Below are 3157 nucleotides of genomic sequence, written 5' to 3'. Positions count from 1 at the left end.
AAAAAGAAGATTTACATTTGTTGAATGGAAATGACTTAATTAACTTATTTCTTTATTACTCACCTAGTATAGTTCATAAATAGTGATCTGTCAAATTTTATTTGAAAGTAAATGATGCTTTTGTTAAACGTAAATGATGCTTTCATATATAATTAGCTGGGAAGTCAAGCGGCTGTAGCCAATTGAAATGATACGAATTATTAAATAGCTGCTTTAACATCCTATATATTATTACTCGATGAAATGTTTCAGCTGAAAACACTTAAATGATTGTCGAATTTTACTCCCTTGTTCATTTAATAGTCACGTCTTCTCATAATCTTCATACTTATAATTAAGGAAGCAAAATAAGTAAAACTCATGACTAGTATGGAAGTAAAGAGTTGGCTCCATTTATTTGAAAAGAAGTTTTTCAAAATCCTGTATAAATCTGTTGAAATTATCTTTTCACTGAATAAAAAGAGGACCACTCCAACAATACAAAGGACTAAAAAGCTAAAGATTATTAATAGTGTCCCTTCTGAGCCAAATTTTAATTGAATAGGTAACAGTATCAAAACCAGGATTGAGCTAACAGCCAAAATCATTAGTATCGTCAAAAGATTGTCTATAAAATTGAAAGTTTGTGGACTTTGAAAATAAGCGACGAGTGAAGTCAAATAAACTTCAAAAACTAATAAACCTATTAACCCTATGATTAAGGAAAAGTATTTTGAATATACGTAATCTTGGCGGGTATATGGTAGGGTCAAAAGCATTGGCATCCCATTTTCCCTCTCATCATAAGTCATGGGTGACAGTATCAAAGATAAGATTGAAACTGAAATAACACTTATCAAAGCCAGGTCACCAGATTTAATATACAAGATAATGAAAATCATTATTATTGGTAAAAAAATATGTAACTTGGTCTTGCGAATTAATAGCCAATCTTTATATAGCAAACCTTTCATAAGCCACCACCTCCTTTTATTAATTTTACATCGCTTTACACTGATTAATTATTCGTGGAGAACATCAAAAAGGGGCATTGATTTTCTAAGCTGAATTTTAATATGAATGACTTAAGTGAACGTTTAATCTTGATCAATGACATTTCTATATTTGCCTTCACAATTTAATACTCCCGCTTTTGCATAATTCTGCTACTTATATAATAGGATATGCCCATCATTCCTGCTATCACTAGTATGAATAAAAAGAAAACATTCCAATCATTTGCTAAGAAATTTTGCAAGAACTGTATTTGATCCAATGAAATTAACTTAAACTCCTTAATAAGATAAAGAACTCCCATTATTCCTCCAAATAATAAGCCACCTACTACCATCATGGCAATCATTGCTTTTTTAACACCATATTTTAAATAAATGGGAAGCAAAATCCAACACATAGCAGAAGATACCACTAAAGTACTCAATATTTCAAGAAAGTTGTCAGTAAAAGAAAATTCTTCAATATTTTTGAAGGTAGCCATACTGGTGATTAAGCCCACTTCAAAAATCAATAAAGTAACGATGGTTATAACTGCAAACAAATATTTTGAACGCACATAGTCTTGCCGTGTATACGGTAGCGATAAAAGCATGGGCATGCCATTATCATACTCATCGTAAGAAATAGTCGAAATAATGGAGAATAGACCTACCATCGAGGTGTAAGTCATAAAAAATAATTTATCGTCCCCACTATAAAGCACAATGATTCCTACCACTACTGGTATCAGAAATTGCAGACCCATCTTACGAATTAGTAGCCAATCTTTATAAAGCAATCCTTTCATTTGCGACCACCTACCATTAATTTAATTAAATCATCCACCGAAGCTTTTTCGATAATTACTTGTGGATAATTTTCCAAATAAAACTGTCTTTGATTGGTTAAGCAGCAATAACCATAATTTGTCTGATCAATCTTAATGATATGCGATTGATCGATCTGATCCAGTTCTTCTTGACGAAGCTTTAAAATACCATAGCTAGATAAAAGTTGATCCATTTCCTCGTACATAACTATTTTACCTTGATCGATAAGGTAGAAATCATCGCAAATCCCTTCCAAATCTGTGGCAATATGGGAAGAAATTAAAATGCTCGTTTGCGGAGACTCGTCTAAGTATTCACGCAAAATATCTAATATTTCTTCACGCGCCACTACATCCAACCCTGAGGTCGGCTCATCCATTATTAAAAATTGAGCTTTATGCGAAATGGCCGTAATTACTTTCATTTTTGCCTGCATACCTGTCGAAAATTTTTCAAACTTTTTATCCCACGTTAAGCCTTGCTGGTCTACAAAATGTCTAAACATGGCCTCATCAAAGTTTCGATAGCTACGCTTTAAGATAGCTAAAACATCTTTACAATTCATCACTCGACTAAAATTGGAATCCGACAAAACGACCCCCAACTTCTCCTTGTCATGACCAGATAACTGATTAACCGGACGCCCAAAAAGTTCAACTTCCCCTTGATCAGGAAAGATCAAACCAAGAATCGCCTTAATCGTCGTTGTCTTGCCAGATCCGTTCCTACCCAAAAAGCCAGTTACCATTCCTTCTTTAACTTGCAAACTGCAATCGAGCTGAAAAGAACCGTAATTTTTCTTTAAATGATTAACTTTTAACATCCCAATCCCCCATTAATAAATCAAATATGGACTGCATTTCATCTTTACTTAAGTGAAAAAGTTGTGCTTTCTCAATTGCTTGAGCCATTATAGCTTCCACTTGCATCAACTGTTCATTACGTAAAAGTTCTTGATTGGCTTCTAAAACATAGGAGCCTTTACCATGAACTGTCTCAATAAACCCTTCTCTCTCCAATTGGTCATAAGCTTTTTTGACCGTTAGCGCACTGATCTTCAATTCCTTAGAAAGGGATCTCACGGAAGGAAGCGCACTTGCAGTCGGTATTTCTCCTGCTAGAATCATTGCAGTTATCTGGTCTACAATCTGTTCATAAAGAGGAGTCATACTTGTATTATCGATAATTATTTGCATGCATTTTGCCCCTTTCATAAACAGTGTATAACAGTATATAACACTTGTCAATCCTTTTATAAAAAAACACAAAAAAACCACCAGCAAAGCTGGTGGGTTTAAATGGTTCTATAATTTATAGGGTTGATGGCCGAAGGCCTCAACTCTATTTTTTAC

At 33.8% G+C, this 3157-nt stretch carries 4 protein-coding genes; all 4 read right to left on the bottom strand.

What is annotated here, in order from left to right:
- Nucleotides 1–296: 296 nt before the first annotated feature.
- The 4 genes from ACQV2O_RS08455 to ACQV2O_RS08440 all read right to left on the bottom strand — a co-directional run bounded on the left by ACQV2O_RS08455 (nt 297) and on the right by ACQV2O_RS08440 (nt 3001).
- The gene (locus ACQV2O_RS08455) at nt 297–953 is read right to left on the bottom strand and encodes an ABC-2 transporter permease (RefSeq protein ID WP_428875555.1); all 657 of its coding nucleotides are present in this window, start codon (nt 951–953) and stop codon (nt 297–299) included.
- Between the two features lie 164 nt (nt 954–1117).
- On the bottom strand, nt 1118–1783 hold the full coding sequence (locus ACQV2O_RS08450; RefSeq protein WP_428875554.1) for an ABC-2 transporter permease: 666 nt from the start codon (nt 1781–1783) through the stop codon (nt 1118–1120).
- Nucleotides 1780–2628 (bottom strand): ABC transporter ATP-binding protein, encoded by an 849-nt coding sequence (locus ACQV2O_RS08445; protein ID WP_428875553.1) that lies wholly within the window; start codon nt 2626–2628, stop codon nt 1780–1782. The genes ACQV2O_RS08450 and ACQV2O_RS08445 overlap by 4 nt, the downstream gene beginning before the upstream one ends.
- Nucleotides 2615–3001 carry a GntR family transcriptional regulator gene (locus ACQV2O_RS08440; protein ID WP_428875552.1) on the bottom strand — a complete coding sequence of 129 codons (387 nt, stop codon included), beginning with the start codon at nt 2999–3001 and terminating at the stop codon, nt 2615–2617. Before ACQV2O_RS08440 ends, ACQV2O_RS08445 begins: the two co-directional genes overlap by 14 nt.
- Nucleotides 3002–3157: the final 156 nt, after the last annotated feature.

The sequence above is a fragment of the Facklamia sp. P13055 genome, assembly GCF_050409445.1.
Taxonomy (GTDB): Bacteria; Bacillota; Bacilli; order Lactobacillales; family Aerococcaceae; genus Facklamia.
Note: the sequence above shows the minus strand (reverse complement) of the source record. Positions and strands in the feature narration are given on the sequence as shown.

What these genes read in the sequence shown, in the direction of transcription:
- ACQV2O_RS08455 (WP_428875555.1), bottom strand. Translation starts at nt 953, where the DNA reads ATGAAAGGTTTGCTATATAAAGATTGGCTATTAATTCGCAAGACCAAG.
- ACQV2O_RS08450 (WP_428875554.1), bottom strand. Translation starts at nt 1,783, where the DNA reads ATGAAAGGATTGCTTTATAAAGATTGGCTACTAATTCGTAAGATGGGT.
- ACQV2O_RS08445 (WP_428875553.1), bottom strand. Translation starts at nt 2,628, where the DNA reads ATGTTAAAAGTTAATCATTTAAAGAAAAATTACGGTTCTTTTCAGCTC.
- ACQV2O_RS08440 (WP_428875552.1), bottom strand. Translation starts at nt 3,001, where the DNA reads ATGCAAATAATTATCGATAATACAAGTATGACTCCTCTTTATGAACAG.